This window comes from Pusillimonas caeni, assembly GCF_003545815.1.
Classification (GTDB): Bacteria; Pseudomonadota; Gammaproteobacteria; order Burkholderiales; family Burkholderiaceae_B; genus Pusillimonas; species Pusillimonas caeni.
This window is the reverse complement of record NZ_PDUW01000007.1, coordinates 253,303-270,940: the sequence shown is the minus strand read 5'-3', so window position 1 is coordinate 270,940 and position 17,638 is coordinate 253,303. Positions and strand designations below refer to the sequence as shown.

The window sequence follows — 17,638 nt, the reverse complement described above, 5'->3', positions numbered from 1 at the left end:
TCCCTGAGCCTTGGCGGGCGGCACTGCCTAAAAATGTGCGTTCGGCATGCGCCGGGTGCTGACGAAGGGAAGGCGGGGGCAGTCGGCGAAAGCTGTCCGAGTTCCGACTCGCGAAGCGGGGAGGGCGAGTTCTTTCGCCGCCCGCCTGGACGAGGCAGACCCGGGAAGTCCCGCGTAGCGGGACCGCATGACGCGCACATTTTTAGGCAGTGCCGCCCGCCAAGGCGGTCAAGGACTCAATTCGGCGCATATAGGCGTTTGATACGTTCAGTTTCAAAAAAGCAATGAGAATCCTTACGGGGTTTAGACGGCTCAGCGCTCTCATGTAGAAGGAATGCGTTTCCGTACCAGATGCAAGCTCGCGGCGAAGACGCATTCCCACGATACCTTTGGCCAAAGGGTTTGACGCATGACGCGTCGCTTCTATCCATGAGTATGTACGGTGAACCCAAGAACCACGATTAAAAAACTTGCCGCCATGAAGCGCGGCACGCGGCTGGGTGTCAGCCTGAACGCCCTGGCCCTTTCCATTGCGCTATCTGCCGGCCTGCCGCCCGGAACCGCCCATGCGCAGCAGATGCCGGTAACGCAGATAAACCTTCCCGCCCAGTCGCTGCATCAGTCGCTGTTGCAGCTTGGCCAGCAGACCGACATCCAAATCTATTATCTGCCGGAGACCGTGGCCGGCCTGAACGCGCCCGCTGTGTCGGGCTTGCTGACGCCCGAACAGGCCTTGCGCGCCTTGCTCGGGAACACCGGCGTGCAGGCCAACTGGAACGGCCGGACCGTGTCCCTGTCGCGCTCCCCCTCGGGCGACGCCGCGCAATTGGCGCCGGTGGTGGTGACGGGCGCTCTGGACTCGATCACCGAGGGCACGGGCGACTATGCGACGCGCGGTCCCTCCACGTCGGCCACGGGATTGCGTCTGACCCAGCGCGAAACGCCGCAGTCCATCACCATCATGACCAAACAACGCATCGAGGACCAGGCGCTGGACGACGTCAGCAGTGTCCTCAAGCAGGTCACTGGGATCACGGTGGACAACACAATGACCGACCTCCAGACCTACTATGCGCGCGGCTTCGTGGTCGAGAACTTTCAGTTCGACGGCATGCCGGCGCGCTTCGAGGGCGGCTGGGACGGCGGCGTCAGCAAGATGGACAGCGCCATCTACGATCGCGTCGAGGTCATACGCGGTGCGACCGGCCTGCTGAACGGCAGCGGCTATCCCTCCGCCACCATCAATCTGATCCGCAAGAAGCCCACCGCCGAGCCTCAGGCCGAGGTCCAGCTGCAGACCGGAAGTTGGGATTTGCGTCGCGTACAGGCCGACCTTGCCGGCCCGCTGGCCTACGACGGCCGACTTCGGGGGCGCGTCGTCGTCGCGCACCAGAAGCGCAATTCCTTCATGGATTACCGAAGCACCGAGAAGCAGGTGGGCTATGGCACCGTGGAGATGGACATCTCGCCCGACACTTTGTTGACCCTGGGCGCGGACTGGCAGAAGAACGACAACAATGGCGCCAGCTACGGCGGCACGCCGCTGTTCTATAGCGATGGCACCCAGACCACGGACGTGCGGCGTTCCTTCAACCCGGCCTCGCGCTGGGCCTATTGGGACCAGACCAGCTACAGCATTTTCGGCAGGCTGGAACACCGCTTCGCCAACGACTGGGAGGCCAAGCTGGCACTGGCGCGCCAATCGCTGCACGACGACGCTTTCGCCACCGCGACCGCCTCGGGCAACCCGGATCGCATCACCGGGGCGGGATTGACGCAGTGGATATGCCGCTGCGACAGCCGGCGCATGACCGATACGGCGGAGTTCCAGGTTTCGGGGCCGTTCACCGCCTTGGGACGCAGCCACGATCTGATGTTGGGCGCAAGTTTCATGGACTCCAGGCGCCAGACGCCTCGATACAACGTCATTGGCTACGACAACAGCGTTGACAATTTCTACGAGTGGGACGGCGACACGATCAAGCCGGACTATGTCGAGAACGGATACAGCGATGCCACGATCCGCCAGACAGGGGTCTATGTCGCCACACGCTTGCGTCCCACCGACGCCTTGTCCGTGATCGTCGGCTCGCGCCTCAGCACCTGGAAAGAGGACTGGGTGGATGATTTCGGCTCTGGCCCGACCGGCGGCAGCCTGAGCCAGCGCAACATCTTTACTCCCTACGCCGGGATCGTCTACGACATCACCGCGGAGCATAGCGTCTACGCCAGCTATACGGATATCTTCCGCCCACAGAGCGGCGTGCGCGACCGCGACTACAACCCCCTGGACCCCGTGACGGGCACCAACATCGAGCTGGGAGTCAAGAGCGAACTCTTTGGCGGTGCACTGACGGCCAGCGCGGCGATCTTCCAGATCCAGCAGGATAATCTCGCAGTGCTCGATGAAGATTATCCTCTTCCTTTGCCGGACGGCTCCGCCGCCTACCGCCTGGCCAAGGGTGTAAAAAGCAAGGGTTTCGAGCTGGAACTCACCGGCCATCTGACCTCCAACTGGCAGATACAGGTCGGCTATACACATCAGAGTTCGCGTGATGCCTCGGGCGAGAAGATCAATACCAACCTGCCCGACCGCAGCCTGAAGCTGTGGACCACTTATAGGCTGGCCGGCCAGTGGCGGGGATTGACGCTGGGAGCGGGAGTGAACTGGCAGAGCCATACCCGCTACACGGCCGGCGGATGGGGCGTGCCGCCTGCCATCGTCGGCAAGACGGCCACCCAACCCTCTTATGCCCTGGTCAGCCTGATGGCGCACTACGAAGTCAACAAGCATCTGTCCTTCATGTTGAATGTGGACAATCTGCTGGACAAGACCTACTACAGGGGCTTTGGCACATACGGGTCCGGGGTGTACGGGGACCCGCGCAATTTCTCCCTGTCGGCACGCTATCGGTTCTAGGCGGCCCAGGCCGGCCGCTTCACCACTGCTTGCGCAGGTTCAGCAGCACCGTCCGGCCCTGGCCGTAGAAGCACTGCAAGTCGTTCAGGCAGTAGTTGACGTATTTGCGGTCGGCCAGGTTGGCGGCGGTCAGCGACAGCTTGAAGCCGTTCAGATCGGGGTTGACCTTGCCCAGGTCGTAGTGGATGGCGGCATCCCACAGGGTGTTGGCTGGCAGTTCCTGGGTGGCGTTCGAGTCTGCGTAGTTGGCGCCGATGTAGCGCACCCCCACGCCGGCCGACAATCCGCTCAAGCCCGCATGATCAAGCTCGTGATTGACCCACAGCGAGGCCATGTGGCGGGGCACGCGCGGCAAGGGCAGGCCTTCCAGCGAGGCGCCCGACGTATCGGGATTGGCCTTGGTGATCTTGGAGCGGGTATAGGCGTAGGCGCCGATCACGTCGGTGTTGTTCCACAGCCGCGTGCGGGCTTCCAGGTTGATGCCGCGCGACTCCACCTCGCCGGTCTGGATGCTGAAGAATTCGCGTCCCGGCTGGGTATCGGGGGTGAGCATGTTCTTTTGCGTCAAGTGGAAGGCCGAGAGGGTGATGAGGGTGTCCGAGCCCTTGGGCTGGTACTTGATGCCTACTTCGGCCTGTTTGCCCGTCATGGGTTCGTAGGGCTTGCCGTCGAAGTCCGTGCCGCTCAGGGGCTCGAAGGAAGTGGAGTAACTCGCATAGGGCGCCAGGCCGCTCTCGAACAGATAGTTGACGCCCAGCCGGCCGGTGAACGCTTCGTCGCGGCGCGGTGTGCTGCTGCCGGCGGCGCGGTCCTCGGTGTCGGCATCGGCGCGATCGTAGCGTCCGCCCGCCGTGATCACCCAGCCGCCCGCGCGGATCTGGTCCTGCAGGTACAGGCCCGCCTGACGCATGGTCTGCATGGTGCTGATGCGTGGAATCAGCTCGGGAATCTCGATGCCGTAGACCGGGTCGTACAGATCGATGGGCGCCGCGGGCGCGGAGGCAAAGCGGTAGTCGTCCTTCTGTTTGACGTAGTCGAAGCCCATCAGCAGCGTGTGGTCCAGCGCGCCGGTGGCGAAGCCGGCCTGGGCCTGGGTGTCGATGCCCAGGATGCTGCCTTTGCCCAGGCCCTGCGTGGCCACCCGGTACAGAGTGCGTTCGTCGGCATCCAGCATATAGCCCGGCGTGCCGCGCGCATCGATGTCCACGTGCGTATAGCGCATGTTCTGGCGCACCGTCCAGGTGTCGTTGAAGCGGTGTTCGAACGCGTATCCCACCGCGTACTGTTCGCGGTCCATTCTTTCATGCGAAGGCTCGCCCGAAAAGCGCGTGCGCGGCAAGTCGCCGTTGACGTTGTCGCGCAGCGTGCCCCGCGCAGGCAGGCCCTGGTACTGGGGAATGGTCTTGTCGCGCTGGTAGTGGGTGAGCAGGGTCAGCGAGGTATCGGCCGAAGGGCGCCAGATGAAGCTGGGCGCGATCAATGTGCGCTTTTCTTCAGAGTAGTCCGTCATGCCGTCGGCTTTTTTGACAAGGCCGGTAATGCGATAGAGCAGTTTTTCATCTTGGTCCAGCGGGCCGGTCGAATCGAAGGCCAGTTTGCCCGTGTGCAGGATGCCGCCTTGCAGCCACAGCTCATGCTGCGGGTCGGCCTGGGGCCGGCGGCTGACCATGTTCAGGATGCCGCCGGGCGTGGTCTGGCCGAACAGGCCCGAGGAGGGCCCTTGCAGCACTTCGATGCGTTCGAGCATATAGGGGTCGAACTGGGGCACCGAGACGCTGTAGGCGCTGAACGGCAGCACGATGCCGTCCAGGTACTGGCGCACGAACAGGCCGCCGCGCGCCTTGACCACGTCGTAGCGGCTGTCGGTGCCGCCGAAGGCCGCGATCACGCCCGGCGTATAGCCCACCGCATCATTGACCGTCTGGGCGCCCTGCATCTCGATCTGGTCGCGCGTGACCACGTTGATGGTCTGCGGCGCTTCGAGGATGGAGGTGTTGGTCTTGGTGGCCGTGGCGGTGCGTTCGGCGGTCAGCCCGGCCACGGGGCCGTAAGGGTCCTCGAGGTGCGCCGTCACGACCACGGGCGCCAGGGTGGAGACATCGGAAGAGGGCGGCGCGGCCCTCAGGGAATAGGCGCCGTTGGCGCCCTGGATGGCTTGCAGGTCCTGCCCTTGCAGGATGCGCGCGAAGCCGCCGCGCACGCTGAAGCGTCCTTGCAGGCCGCTGCTTTGCTTGCCTTGGGTCAGCGCTGAGGCGGCCGAGAGCTCCACGCCGGAAGCCTGTGCGAATTGATTGAGCACCGTGCCCAGCGGCCCGGCCGGAATGTCGTAGCCGCGCTGCGCCTGCTCTTGCACCTGGGCATGCGCCGGCCCGCTGAGGGCCAGAGGGCCCAGCGCCAATGCCGCGCAGAGCGCGGCGCGCACCAGCGCGGGAAGGAGGCGGGGAACCGCGTGAGCATGCCGGTGCGCGCGCGCGTGAATGTAAAGCAGGGCCATGAAAATTATCCTCGTTGTTCGGAAGCTCGCCCCGTCCTCACCTCAGGGCGAAAGGCGTTCTTCACCGCACGGCGTGCCGCGGCGCGGCCAGGTTCGCGGTGTTCATGGTCTATTCCGAATGGCGGCGACAAACCCTCAACGAGGCGACCGGCTTTTTTTGTAACAACGTCGGGAGGGAGATCGCATGGAACGGCCCGGAACGCATGGCGGCAGGGCCTTGGATCGACGTTCAGCGCGCGTCGACCGTCACCCAGTAGCGCGTGCGGTACGCGACCCGGACGGGCAGGGCAAGTTCAAGATTGGCCAGGGCGCGATCCGTGTCGGTCAGAGGGAAGACGCCGGTCACCGACAGGTCGGCCACCTCCGGCGAACAGCGCAGCAAGCCGGGACGATATCTGCCCAGTTCGTGCAGGAAGTCTTCGATGCGCATGTTCTCGGCCACCAGCAGGCCCTGGGACCAGGCGGCCTCGCTTTTCGCCGCGGCCGATGGAGGCTGGACGCGATGGCCGGAGAATGCGCTGCGCTGGCCTGCATCGAGCTGCAGCCCTGCGTGCGGCGCTTCGTCGGGCTGGATGCGGACCGCGCCTTCGTAAACCGCCACGCGCGAGACGTCGTCGTCCAGCCGCACCGTAAAACGCGTGCCCAGTGCGCGTATGGTGCCGTGTCGGCTGCGCACCATGAAAGGCCGGGGCGGCGCAGCGGGATCGGGGCTGGTCGTGATGAGGATCTCTCCCGCGAGAAGGAGGACTTCTCGCGTGGCTTCGTCGAAGCGCGCATCGACGGCGCTGGCCGTGTTCAGCAGCAGGCGCGTGCCGTCGGCAAGCACGACCTCGCGTATTTCGCCGACGCCGGTGCTGTGATCACTCGATATCTCGCGCCACGCCCGGCTGTCGCGCACCATGGGCAGCGCGCCGGCGGTCAAGGCGGCCGCCGCCAAAGCCTGCAGTGCGCGCCGCCGCGGGAGCCCTCCCTTGGCGGCGGGTTCCATCAACACGGGCGCGGCATGCTGCGGCACGCTTTGCAGCTTGCTGTCGAAAGCCAGCAGGCGGCGCCAGGCGAGCTCGTTGTCGGGATGCGCCGCGCGCCATCGGCGACAGGCGGCGTGGTCGGCCTCGCAGGCGTCGTCGGCCCAAAGCCGCGCCATCCATTGCGCGGCTTTTTGCACGATGGCCGGATCGAGGGCCTGACGCCGGGCATGGACCGGCGCGGCAGGGACGGGGCGGTCAGCCATGGTCGTACAAGGCCAGGCAGCAGGCCTGCAGCCCGCGCGCAATGTATTTCTCGACCGACGATATCGACACGTTCAATTGCGCGGCGATGTCGCGATAGCTCAGCCCTTCGATCTTGCACAGCAGCAGGGCGCGACGGGCTTTCTCAGGCAGGCCGTGCAATGCGGCGTCGATCTCGACCAGGGCCTCGACGGCCAGTGCGCGGGCCTCTTCGGACGGCGCTTCGGGTTCGGGCAGCAGACTCACGGCCTGCATATAGGCCGCCTCGATGCGGCGCCGGCGATACAGGTCTATGACCAGGCCGTTGGCCACCCTGGCCAGATAGCGGCGCGAATGCTCGGGTTCGGGCAGGCTGCCGGCGCTCAGGATGCGCACATAAGTGTCATGGGCCAGATCGGCCGCGTCGAAGGCATTGCCCAGCTTCCTGTGCAACAGGCCTCGCAGCCAGCCATGATGGTTGCTGTAGAAGGATTCGATTTCCTGCGGCGGAGACTGGACCGTGGTCATAAGGAAGAGGGCAGGAGGCTGGCCGGAGTTCGTGGCGAGTTCGATAATAAGAATTAGTCGCATTATAGTTATAATGGCTGCGATTGCCTATACGACGCCCGTGCAAGCGGGCATTCTGCCGCTGACCCCGTGAGAAGCAGGCTTATATGGGCCGCGACCTTCATGCTTTCGCTGGGTTCGCGCGGCAGTGAAGTATATGGTTACAAAAAAGCAGGCCGGAAATTACGGGTTTGGCGGCCTCGAACGTCTTAGATAGTAAGAGGCGGATCTCAACGCCGGTTGAATCGCGCGCGTCGCGCGCCCGGCCCGTGCAACAGAAGTGAAAGGTACAAAGGCGTGACTCAAGCAAAAAAAGTCTCCAAGTCGAAGCTCTGGTTTCTGGTGCACAGCTGGCTGGCGCTGCCCTTATGGGTGTTCGTCTTCTTCGTGTGCGTCACGGGCACCATCGCCACGGTCAGCCAGGAGATCGTCTGGCTGGCCAATCCGGCCGTGCGGGCCAACGCTCCGTCTCCCGACGCGCAGATGCTGGGCTACGACGCCGTCCTCGAGGTGATCGAACGCGAACATCCCGGCACCGTGGTGGAGTTCATATCCCGGCCGGTCAAGTCGCAGTTCGCACTGACGGCGCGCGTGGCCTATCCGGACGCCACCGAGGCTTCGATTTACGTCAATCCCTACACCGGCGAGATCCAGGGAAGCACCTCGGGCTTCAGCTTCCAGCAGTTCATGCGGGCCTTGCACGGCTGGCTGCTCGTGCCGTTCACCGAGGGCTTCAGCCTGGGCTGGTATATCGTGGCTTTCCTGGGCATACCGATGCTGGGCTCGCTCATTACCGGCCTGGTCGTCTATAAACGCTTCTGGCGCGGCTTTCTGAAGCCCAGGCTGCGCCTGCGGCAGGGCGGGCGCATCTTCTGGGGCGACTTCCACCGGCTGGCCGGCATCTGGTCGATACCCTTCATCGCCATCATCGCGGTCACGAGCATCTGGTTCCTGATCCAGGCCGTGCTGTTCGACAATAATATTTCCTTCTCCACCTTCGGCGTGCCGCCCATCGTCGCACGCGAAGACATTCCTCCCGTGGAGGCGGGGCAGCCGCCGCCCGGCATCACACTGGACCGCGCGGCGCAGATCGCCCAGCAAACCTTTCCCGACCTGGAGGCTTCTTTCGTCAGCCTGCCCTCGAACGCCTACGACCACATCAGCGTGGGCGGCCGCGGGGCCTACCCCCTCCTGTTCGAAACCCTGAGCATCAATCCCTACACCGGAGCAGTGGAGCACACGCGGCGCGTTTCCGACCGCTCGACGCTCGAACTGGTCACCGGGTCGATGCGCCCCTTGCATACGGGCGATTTCGCGGGAACCTGGCTCAAGCTCGTGTACGCCTTCTTCGGGCTGCTGCTGAGCATGATGGTCTTCAGCGGCATGCTGATCTGGACCAAGCGCACGGCCAAGGAAACCGTGGCCGAAGTCAAGCGGCGCAAGTCGGCCCGCGCGGGGCGCGCCGTGGTGGCGGCCGAAGGCGGGAGGTCGGCATGAGCGGATTCGTTGCGACAAGGATCGAAGCAGGGGAAGCGGCATGAGCAAAGTCATCGCGGCACGTACAGAAAGGACGGCGTCCAAAGCGCCGGCATCGGGGTTCGCGCTCAAATGGAAGCGCTGGCGCTTCTACCTCAGCGCCCTGGTGCTGATTGCGCCGCTGGCCTATCTGCCCGAGTACTTCGAAGACCTGGCCCTGTCGCGCGGCGACGCGGGCCTGGGCCAGCGCGAGGTGGGTGAATTCGCCGTGGGGCCCTGGAGCGTGCGCCTGGCCGAATGGCAGATAGCGCCTCCGGAGCGCGAGGGCCTGGCCGGCTACGTCAAGCTCTTCACCCTGGCGCAGTGCCAGGAGTGCATCGGACACATCAAGGCCATCTATCTGCGGGTGGGCGAGCCGCGCAGTCTGCGCACGGCCGGTTCGTTGTTCTCGGGCAGCCCCTACCGGCAGATGGCCGAGGTCCTGATTCCCGAGCGTACCGGTCCGGACGATGAAATGTGGCTCACGCTCGAGGGCTGGGACGGCGCCGTGCATCAGGCGCGCGTGCCTTTATCCCAAGCCTCGCCCTCGACGGTTCAATGGTTGAAACAACGCAAAGGGAGGCCGTAATGGTCCAATCCAAATTTTTTGCCCTGGGGCGGTTGGCTGCGGGCGCGGGCCTTTGCCTGGCGTCCGCCGCGGCCTGGCCGCATTTCCCCGTCGGCCACTGCAAAGCGCTGGACGAAATCACTGTCCAATGCAAAGGCGGCTTTTCCGACGGCAGCAATGCGCCGGGCCTCACGCTGGACGTAATCTCGTACGACGAGAAAATCCTGCTGTCCAACAAGCTGGACAAGAACTCGACCGTCACCTTTAAGCGGCCGCCCGGCCAGTTCTACATTCTGTTCGACGCCGGCGCCGGCCATGTGGTCGAAATCGATCACACTGAGATCGATTCCTGACATCCTGTATCCAAGCCTTTCCTTCGCCTGACATTCCGGCCCGTCCCTACGTCTTCCCGGGCGGTGCCTGCGCTTCGCTCCGGCCTGGCAAGCTGCTTGCTGACGCGTAGGATTCGAATAATCATTTCCATAGGGCAGGCGTGGGATGATGCGCATGTTACGGCTTCGGTTGGCCGCGTTTTGCTTGTGCTGCCTGGCGTTGTCATTGGGGCTGGGCGGCGTTGCGCCCCGGGCGCTTGCACAGCCTTCCGCGCCGTCCGAGACTCAGGACGTGGGCGCGGTGCTGGACAAAACCCAGGCATCGGTCACCAGGATCCAGGAGCGGCTCAAGCAAAAGCCGCAAGGCATCGATGATACGGAACTGGTCGCGATGCGGGACGCCCTGCAAGAGGCCCAGTCCCGCGCTGACGAGATCGCGGTCCAGCTCGAGCCGGAGCTGGCCGGGGTGCAGGCGCGCCTGAAAGAGCTCGGGACGCCCGCTCCCGATGCCACTGAGCCCCCCGACATCGCCCAGCAGCGGGCGCAATTGACCAAGCGGCAGTCTCTGCTCGATTCCCAGATCAAGCTGGCCCGGCTGATGGGCGTGGACGCCAGGCAGGGCCAGGATCAAATTTCCGTCTTGCGCCGGGCCCGCTTCCAGGCCGAGCTGGGCGAGCGCTCGCAATCGCTGCTGACGCCCAGTTTCTGGCGCAATGTCCTGCGGGATGCGCCGCGGGACATCCGGCGGCTCGATGGTTTGCTGGACGAACTGGGCGACAGTCTGAGGGCCGTGCCCGCCCGCGTATGGTCCACAGCGCTGGTCCTGGCGATGTTGCTGCTGCTTGGCGGCGAAGTAGGGCGGCGCGGCCTGGCCTCCTTCACCGTCAGGCACACCCAGCCCGCGCGCCTGCGCCGGTCCATTTTCGCGGTGTTGACGGTGGCGCTTTATACCGCGGTGCCGGGCCTGCTCGCCACCATCCTGCTGTTCGTCCTGCGGTGGCAAGGTGGATTGGGCGCCGATCTGAGCGCCTTCCTGCAGCAAAGCGCCGTGGTCGTCTACCTGGCGGGGGCCATGGCGGGGCTGGGCATGGTGCTGCTTTCCCCCGCGCGTCCCACCTGGCGCTTGCCCGCCCTGACCGACGGGCTGGCCCACACGCTCGCCTGGGTGCCCGCGGTGTTTGCCGTGACGTTCGCGCTGGCATGGACGGCCCAGCGGCTGCTGGAGTTGATCAACGCCTCGCTGAGCACCATTCTGCTCGTGAACGGGGTCATGACCGTGACGCTCAATATCCTGATCGGCTTCACGGCCCTGAGCTTGCGATCCAGCTTGCGCGAGCAGGCGCAACAGGCATCGGCGGATGCGTCCGTCCCGGTGTCCCCGGCGGTCACCTGGGCAAGGGCCATGCCGTCCGTGCTGGTTTTTGTCATTTCGGTCAGCCTGATCGCCTTCTTGCTGGGCTTCATCGCATTGAGCAGCCTGGTCGCTCAGGAAATAATCTGGCTGGCCGTGATCGGCTGCAGCACCTACCTGCTGGTGGTGCTGATTACCGACGTGTTCGACAGCCTGGTCGCCAAAGTGGGCAGAGAGCAGGCGGCCAATCTGCTGACCACCCAGCAGGCGCGGACCCGTTGCCAGCTGCTGGTGCTGGTGTCCGGCATGCTGCGGCTGGTGCTGATTCTAAGCGCCGTTGCCCTGGTGCTTCTGCCCTTTGGAGAAAACCCCGGCGACTGGCTGCAGCGCCGGGTGGGCTTCCTGACAGTGGGCTTCAAGGTGGGCGAGGCGCAGATCAGGCCCGCTGCCATTGCATCGACCATGCTCGTGCTGGTGGCCGGCGTCTATGCCGTGCGGGTATTGAGGTCGTGGATATCGGACCAGTTCCTGCCTGTGACGCGGCTGGATGAAAGCATGCGGACCTCGGCCGCCAACCTGGTCGGCTACCTGGGCTATTTCGCCGTCGTCATGATGGCGATTTCGTCGCTGGGCATCGGCCTGGAGCGCATGGCGTGGATCGTCAGCGCGCTGTCGGTCGGCATAGGGTTCGGGCTGCAGGCCGTGGTGCAGAACTTCGTGTCCGGCGTGATTCTCGTGGCGGAGCGGCCCATCAAGGTGGGCGATTGGGTCAGCCTGGACGGCGTCGAGGGCAATGTGCGCAAGATCAGCGCCCGCGCGACGGAGATCGAAATGTTCGATTGCTCGACAATGATCGTGCCCAATTCAGAATTCATCACCAAGAAGGTGCGCAACGTGACCATGGCCAACCCCCTGGGCGTGGTCACGCTCAAGTTCAACATGCCGCTCGACGTCAACGCCGACCTGGTGCGCGACATCATGAAGACGGCCATGGACACGCAGCCGGAGGTGCTCCACAAGCCCGCGCCGACCGTCACGCTGGAGACCTTCAACGAGGCGGTGCTGACCTTCTCGGCAAGCTGCTATGTGTCTTCGCCGCGCCAAGTCGGCACGGTGCGCAGCGAGCTGATGTTCAAGATACTGAGCGCGCTGCGCAAGCGGGACATCAAGATGCACGCCATACCTCCGGTCGACGACACCGCGTCCGTCCCGACGAGCAGCGCCGCGCCGCCGCCGGGTACGCCGCCGCTTTAGGCGGCATGCGGTATCCCGGACAGCCTCGACCGGCTCAGCGCGGGCGGTTGCCTGCTTGAGTTCCGGTCGGCTCACAGCAGTGCATTGATTTCCTCCAGCGCCTGCAGGCCGCCCATGGCCAGGCTGACGTGGCCGGCATGGCCATGAATGGCCGCATCCCGCGGGTTGATGCGTATGACCGGAGCGCGATGTTCGAATGCAACCCGGTGCGTGAAGTCGCGGGCGGTTGAAACGGCGGTGCCTGCGCCGATCTCGATCACCAGCAGGCGGCCGGCTTCATGCAGCCAATGATCCAGCCTTTTCAGTTGAAACGCAGAGCGGTGCTCGAGCCAGTCGCCGTCGCCGAACATCAGTATGTTCGGCCGCGCCAGTCCGCCGCAATGGGGGCAGCGGGGCGGCTCGTTGCGCAGCAGGCATTTCGGTTCGTCGACCTCGGGCATGAAGCCGTCTCCGAACAATGCCATAGCCGGCGTGGGGGACGACGCGCCGATAGAAGCCGAGGCGATGCCCGTAAAAGCCCCAGGCCAGTTCCGGATTCCGGCGAAAGGCATGGGGCGAAGCAATCGAATAGAAGTCGATCCCCGCATCTCCCAGCGCCGGATAGGCCCGCCAGAACCCCTGGTTGCCGCGAAAATCCGGCAACCCCGAATCCACTCCCATGCCCGCACCGGTGACGAACAGCAGCATGTCTGCGTCTTCGACCAGGCGGGCGGCTTTGCGTAAAGCTTCGACGGAGGGGTGGCCGGGTTGCCGCATGATGTTGTTTGAATGCTTCCTGAGATGAAGTCCGTGTTTTCCACCCGGGAGCATTATGCGCTGGGCGCTGGCGCTCCGCCGTGGCGTCGTGTCAGTCAGCTTGCGTATACCACCGGATGTGCTGACCCAATGGAAGGCCACGGGGGCGGGCTGGCAAACCCGAATGGTAGAGTCGTTGAAGCGGCATGCGCCTAAAACGACATGATTGATGAAGGTACTGAACGGCATGGGACAGTCGTCAATGGCGAAGCAGGCGTTGCAAATCGCTTTACACTGCATCTAAATGAGAATTATTGTTAATATGGCAGACTCGCACGTTTGCTCGTCACATAATCGTCATGTCCCGCTCGCCCACACCCAAGAAAGGCTGGCTCGCTCATTACAGCGAGCTGGTGGGCGCATGGGCGCGGCGGACCGGCAGCCGTCACGACGCTGAAGATGCCACGCACGATGCCGTGCTTCGGATGCTGGAGAACGACACGGGCGCCCTGGCCAACCCGCGCGCCTATCTGCATCGCAGCGTGCGCAATCGCTTGATCGACAGGCACCGCCAGTCCAAACTGCTCGACGTGGTCCCTCTGCATGAACTGGAGGAATACGAGCATCCCTTGTTGACCGATCCCGACGCCCAGGCGCGAACCGCGCAGTTGCTGGCGTCGCTCAAAGAAGCTTTGGCCGAGCTGCCGCTCAAATGCCGTCAGGTATTCTTGTGGCACAGGCTCGAGGGCCATACTCAAGAGGAAATCGCACAGAAGCTGGGCATTTCGGTCAATATGGTTGAAAAATACATGGCCCGGGCGGTCAAGCATCTTCGTGAAAGGTTACGTAATCATGCGCCTCATTGAGTCAGGGTTTTCGCCTGTTCGCACGTCATACTTAATGAAGGGGTAGAAAAAACGCCGGTGTCCTCACATCGGCTTCCCGCAAGCCATGACCGCAGAAAGCCCGAACCTCCCGCACGATCCTCGCGATGCCGCCGCCTACTGGTTTGCCCGTGTGCACTCCGGCAGCTTCACCGTGGCCGAACGGGAACGCTTTACGCAATGGAGACAGGCGGACATTCGTCACGAGCGGGAATATCGCGCACTGGACGAGATCTGGCAGGCTACCGGCATGCTGCCCGAAGACGATCTGCGTGAACTGCTGCAGGCGCCCGAGCCGCCTGCGGAACTGCGCCGGCTCTCGCGCAGGCGCTGGCTGGTGGCGGCCGGATCGGCCGGCGCCGCCGTAATCGCGGGCGGTGTGTTCTTCTACGGCCATGGGGCGGAATCCCCCACCCATGTCCTGCGCTATGCCACGGTTCAGGGCGAGCGGCGCAAGGCGTCCTTGCCGGACGGTTCGATCATCGAGCTCAACGTCTCGACTGAATTGGCGGTGAGCTATTACGCAAAACGCCGCGTCGTCGAGCTGGCCGCCGGCGAAGCGACTTTCAGCGTCGCCGCCAATCCGCACAGGCCTTTCTTCGTGGCCGCGGCCGATGTGGAGGTGCGCGTCACCGGAACGATCTTCAACGTTCGCCGTGAATCGGATCGGGTATCGGTGGCCGTGCAGGAAGGTTCCGTGGAGGTGACTTCGGGCCATTGGTGGAGCCGCGAAAAAGCCATGTTGACGGCCAACACGGCAGTCCACGCAGCGCCAGGCCTGCCGCTGGCGGCCGAGCGGGTCGACGTCGCGGCGCTGACCGCCTGGCGCCGGGGCAAAGCGGTGTTCAGGGAGCAACTGCTCGAAGACGTGCTGCAAGAGATGAACCGCTACCTGTCGCATCCCATCCACGTGACCGACAGCCGGCTCAAGCGCCTGCGCATGGCTGGTGTGTTCAGCATCGAGGATGCCGAAGGCTTCCTGCAGGCCTTGCAAGGCCAGTTGCCCGTTGCCGTCACGCGGCGACCTGACGGCGGGGTGGATCTCTCCCTGCTGCGCTGACCGTCGAGCTACGGCGCTATCGCCTCGTCTACTCTTTGCGCCGCAATTCAAGCAGCGGCATCGTGCTTGATTGTGCGGCGTGGGCACATGCGCTTGCCTCTCGAATGAGAATCGTTGCGGTTACAAATTTGTTCGAATTTCGATTCAGGGTTTTGCTGGTTTCGTCCGTCGTACTTAATGAAGGGATGGTATCCGCAGGAGCGGTACCTCTTCAGGATCCTTTGGCCAAAGGGGTGGGCGTCGCGCGCGCTTGATATTTATTCACCAGGAAAACTTTTCGTGATTGACGAGACCTCCATTGCTGCCCGCAAAGCGCGCAGCGAGCGTAATGCTTCCCCCCGCTTATTGGCCGCTTTATCCGGACTGGCGGTGGCCGCTTCTTTGGCGCTCACCGCTGCGTCCTTGCCGGCGCATGCGCAAGAAACGGCCGCGCAAATCAATATCCCGCAGCAGTCGCTAAGCGATGCGCTGTTGCAGCTTGGGCAGCAAACGTCGCTGCAGTTCATCTATACCAGCGACCTGGTGCGTGACATGCCCGCGCCGACCGTCATCGGCAGGATGGCGCCGGAGGAGGCCTTGCGGCGATTGCTGTCCGGAACGGGCATCGAATACTCTCGCGAAGGGAACACGATCCATTTGCGGCGTACCGCTGACGCAGCGAAGCTGGAGACGATCACGGTCACGGGCGGCTTGCTCGCGACGACCGAAGACAGCGGCTCATACGCACCGCAGGCGGCAACCATAGGCAAGTCGGCGCAGTCCCTGCGGGAAATTCCACAGTCCGTTTCGGTGATGACCCGAAGCCAGATGGACGACCAGGGTTTCACGCGCGTCGCGGAGGCCTTGGATTTCACGACAGGGATTCGAAGCAGCGGCTATCCCGACACAGAATCGTTCAATAGCCGGGGGTTTGCCGCCAGCCTCCAGTATGACGGCGTGCCTGCGCAAGAGACAGGCGCGCCGCACCTGGATCTGGCCATCTACGACCGCATCGAGGTGCTGCGCGGCCCCGCCGGGCTGTTGACCGGCACGGGAGAACCGGGCGGGGCCATCAACCTGGTGCGCAAGCGTCCGACCGACGAGTTTCGTTTCGTCGGGGCGCTTTCGGGCGGAAGCTGGAACAACCGCCGGCTGGAAGCCGATGTCAGTGGCCCGATAACCGCCGACGGCCGCCTGCGCGGCCGGCTGGTGGGAGCTTATCAGGACAAGGACCAGTTCTACGAGCAGGGCATGAACAATCCTCAGATACTGTACGGCGTCCTCGAATACGATCTGGGGCCGAACACCACGGTGGGCGTATCGGCCTTGTACAGCAAGTTGAGGTTTCGCAACTTCAACGGTTTGCCGCAGTTCGACGACGGCGCCTTGCCGGATTACGATGCCTTTCTGGGCCCGAATCGGACTTCGGTCCACGACATCTACGAACTAGGCGCGGACCTGACGCACCGGTTCGACAATGGATGGGTGTTCAAGGCCAATTACAGCCACAAGGAAAGCACTTATAAAGGATTCAGCGCTTTTGCACTGGCGCCCCTGTCCGCCTCAACGGGCCGGGCGGACCTGTGGGGCGGACGCATCTTCAACGAATTTGTCTGGGACCAGGCCGACGTCAACCTGACCGGGCCGTTCAGGCTGCTGGGCAGGGAGCACTTCTTTACGCTGGGCTATAACGTGGCCCGCAACAATACCCATACCAGCTCCAGATTCTCGGGCTTTCCGAATTGGGATGCCTTGAACGACTTCGACTATGGCGCTGCACTGGATGAGCCGATTCTGAACCGGGGGCAGGACATCACCATTCAGTCCGGCCTATACGCCTCTGCCCGGCTCAAGCTGCACGACAGCCTTACCGCCGTATTGGGCGGGCGCTGGTCCAACTATGAGACCAAGAGCCGCAGCGTCGATCCCGCAAGCACTCCGTGGGAGGTGAGCGCTGCGAAGGTCAGGGGAGAGTTCACGCCTTTCGCCGGCCTGGTGTTCGACGTGAACAAGCAGATTTCAGTATATGGAAGCTATGCCGAGACCTTCGTGCCCCAGGCCGACAGAGACTACACCGGCGCAATCCTGGATCCGCGCAAGGGATGGCAGGTGGAGGCCGGCGTCAAGGGCGAGTTTCTGGACGGGCGCCTGAACGGTTCATTGGCGGTGTACAGGCTGCGCGACACCAACCGGGCGGTCATCGACCCGGAGCACATAGGCTGCGGCGATTCGCCGACGGGCACATGCTATCGCGCCGCCGGCCTGATCCAGAGCCAGGGCTGGGAATTCGAAGTGGTGGGCAATCCCATGGCGGGCTGGGACATCGGGGCCGGCTACACCTATACCGATGCGCGCGTTCTTCGAGACAACGCCACCGAAAACGAAGGAGGGCGCTTCAACGCCAACCTCATCCCCAAACATCTTTTCCGTCTATGGACGCAATATCGTTTTGGAGGGGGTGACTGGAATGGCCGCCTGAGGGGCTGGTCCGTGGGCGCGGGCGTACAGGCGCAAAGCAATCTCCTTACACAGGATGTGTATCAGGGTGGATACACGACCGTATCGGCCAAGATAGGCTACAAGCCCAACAAGAACTGGGAAGCCATGCTGGTCGTCAACAACCTGTTCGACCGGCGCTATCTTGACAGCGTGGGCTACAGTACTTTTCTCAACATCTACGGTGCGCCGCGCAACGCGCTGCTGACGGTCAAGTATCGTTATTAAGACAGGCTGCCGAGTGTGATGAATCCATGGCGAACCATGGATTCATC

Annotated in this window: 12 protein-coding genes and 1 pseudogene; 9 read left to right on the top strand and 4 right to left on the bottom strand. The window is 63.7% G+C overall.

Annotated elements, in window-relative coordinates:
- Positions 1 to 442: 442 nt before the first annotated feature.
- A complete protein-coding gene (locus CSC67_RS16305; RefSeq protein ID WP_135227474.1) occupies positions 443 to 2,920 on the top strand; it encodes a TonB-dependent siderophore receptor in 2,478 nt (825 codons plus the stop codon).
- A gap of 19 nt (positions 2,921 to 2,939) precedes the next feature.
- Here CSC67_RS16305 and CSC67_RS16300 read toward each other — a convergent pair whose 3' ends face one another.
- The 3 genes from CSC67_RS16300 to CSC67_RS16290 all read right to left on the bottom strand — a co-directional run bounded on the left by CSC67_RS16300 (position 2,940) and on the right by CSC67_RS16290 (position 7,150).
- Positions 2,940 to 5,414, bottom strand: coding sequence for a TonB-dependent siderophore receptor (locus CSC67_RS16300; RefSeq protein ID WP_118995491.1), 2,475 nt, complete (start codon positions 5,412 to 5,414; stop codon positions 2,940 to 2,942).
- Between the two features lie 229 nt (positions 5,415 to 5,643).
- The gene (locus CSC67_RS16295) at positions 5,644 to 6,645 is read right to left on the bottom strand and encodes a FecR domain-containing protein (RefSeq protein ID WP_118995490.1); all 1,002 of its coding nucleotides are present in this window, start codon (positions 6,643 to 6,645) and stop codon (positions 5,644 to 5,646) included.
- The gene (locus CSC67_RS16290; protein ID WP_118995489.1) at positions 6,638 to 7,150 is read right to left on the bottom strand and encodes a sigma-70 family RNA polymerase sigma factor; all 513 of its coding nucleotides are present in this window, start codon (positions 7,148 to 7,150) and stop codon (positions 6,638 to 6,640) included. Before CSC67_RS16290 ends, CSC67_RS16295 begins: the two co-directional genes overlap by 8 nt.
- Positions 7,151 to 7,486: 336 nt before the next feature.
- Here CSC67_RS16290 and CSC67_RS16285 point away from each other — a divergent pair, with 336 nt between their 5' ends.
- From CSC67_RS16285 to CSC67_RS16270, 4 genes are all read left to right on the top strand, one after another.
- Positions 7,487 to 8,686, top strand: coding sequence for a PepSY-associated TM helix domain-containing protein (locus CSC67_RS16285; protein WP_245220262.1), 1,200 nt, complete (start codon positions 7,487 to 7,489; stop codon positions 8,684 to 8,686).
- 40 nt (positions 8,687 to 8,726) lie between these two features.
- Positions 8,727 to 9,293: a thiamine pyrophosphate-binding protein gene (locus CSC67_RS16280; protein WP_118995488.1), complete on the top strand. Its 567-nt coding sequence runs from the start codon at positions 8,727 to 8,729 to the stop codon at positions 9,291 to 9,293.
- Positions 9,293 to 9,625, top strand: a complete 333-nt coding sequence (locus CSC67_RS16275) for a hypothetical protein (protein ID WP_118995487.1) — start codon at positions 9,293 to 9,295, stop codon at positions 9,623 to 9,625. The genes CSC67_RS16280 and CSC67_RS16275 overlap by 1 nt, the downstream gene beginning before the upstream one ends.
- A 145-nt stretch (positions 9,626 to 9,770) precedes the next feature.
- A complete protein-coding gene (locus tag CSC67_RS16270) occupies positions 9,771 to 12,209 on the top strand; it encodes a DUF3772 domain-containing protein (protein WP_118995486.1) in 2,439 nt (812 codons plus the stop codon).
- A gap of 71 nt (positions 12,210 to 12,280) precedes the next feature.
- Here CSC67_RS16270 and CSC67_RS16265 read toward each other — a convergent pair.
- Positions 12,281 to 12,965: pseudogene (locus CSC67_RS16265) on the bottom strand (SIR2 family NAD-dependent protein deacylase).
- A gap of 55 nt (positions 12,966 to 13,020) precedes the next feature.
- Between CSC67_RS16265 and CSC67_RS16260 the strand changes: the two are divergent.
- The 4 genes from CSC67_RS16260 to CSC67_RS16245 all read left to right on the top strand — a co-directional run bounded on the left by CSC67_RS16260 (position 13,021) and on the right by CSC67_RS16245 (position 17,591).
- Positions 13,021 to 13,170: a BrnA antitoxin family protein gene (locus tag CSC67_RS16260; protein ID WP_118995485.1), complete on the top strand. Its 150-nt coding sequence runs from the start codon at positions 13,021 to 13,023 to the stop codon at positions 13,168 to 13,170.
- Positions 13,171 to 13,303: 133 nt separating this feature from the next.
- Positions 13,304 to 13,810, top strand: coding sequence for a sigma-70 family RNA polymerase sigma factor (locus CSC67_RS16255; RefSeq protein ID WP_118995484.1), 507 nt, complete (start codon positions 13,304 to 13,306; stop codon positions 13,808 to 13,810).
- 85 nt (positions 13,811 to 13,895) lie between these two features.
- Positions 13,896 to 14,888, top strand: coding sequence for a FecR family protein (locus tag CSC67_RS16250; RefSeq protein WP_118995483.1), 993 nt, complete (start codon positions 13,896 to 13,898; stop codon positions 14,886 to 14,888).
- A gap of 279 nt (positions 14,889 to 15,167) precedes the next feature.
- Positions 15,168 to 17,591, top strand: a complete 2,424-nt coding sequence (locus CSC67_RS16245; RefSeq protein ID WP_167752931.1) for a TonB-dependent siderophore receptor — start codon at positions 15,168 to 15,170, stop codon at positions 17,589 to 17,591.
- Positions 17,592 to 17,638 lie beyond the last annotated feature (47 nt).

Coding starts and splice junctions, on each gene's coding strand:
- CSC67_RS16300 (WP_118995491.1), bottom strand. CDS start 5,414: ATGGCCCTGCTTTACATTCACGCGCGCGCGCACCGGCATGCTCACGCG.
- CSC67_RS16295 (WP_118995490.1), bottom strand. CDS start 6,645: ATGGCTGACCGCCCCGTCCCTGCCGCGCCGGTCCATGCCCGGCGTCAG.
- CSC67_RS16290 (WP_118995489.1), bottom strand. CDS start 7,150: ATGACCACGGTCCAGTCTCCGCCGCAGGAAATCGAATCCTTCTACAGC.
- CSC67_RS16280 (WP_118995488.1), top strand. CDS start 8,727: ATGAGCAAAGTCATCGCGGCACGTACAGAAAGGACGGCGTCCAAAGCG.
- CSC67_RS16275 (WP_118995487.1), top strand. CDS start 9,293: ATGGTCCAATCCAAATTTTTTGCCCTGGGGCGGTTGGCTGCGGGCGCG.
- CSC67_RS16270 (WP_118995486.1), top strand. CDS start 9,771: ATGATGCGCATGTTACGGCTTCGGTTGGCCGCGTTTTGCTTGTGCTGC.
- CSC67_RS16260 (WP_118995485.1), top strand. CDS start 13,021: ATGCGCTGGGCGCTGGCGCTCCGCCGTGGCGTCGTGTCAGTCAGCTTG.
- CSC67_RS16255 (WP_118995484.1), top strand. CDS start 13,304: ATGTCCCGCTCGCCCACACCCAAGAAAGGCTGGCTCGCTCATTACAGC.
- CSC67_RS16250 (WP_118995483.1), top strand. CDS start 13,896: ATGACCGCAGAAAGCCCGAACCTCCCGCACGATCCTCGCGATGCCGCC.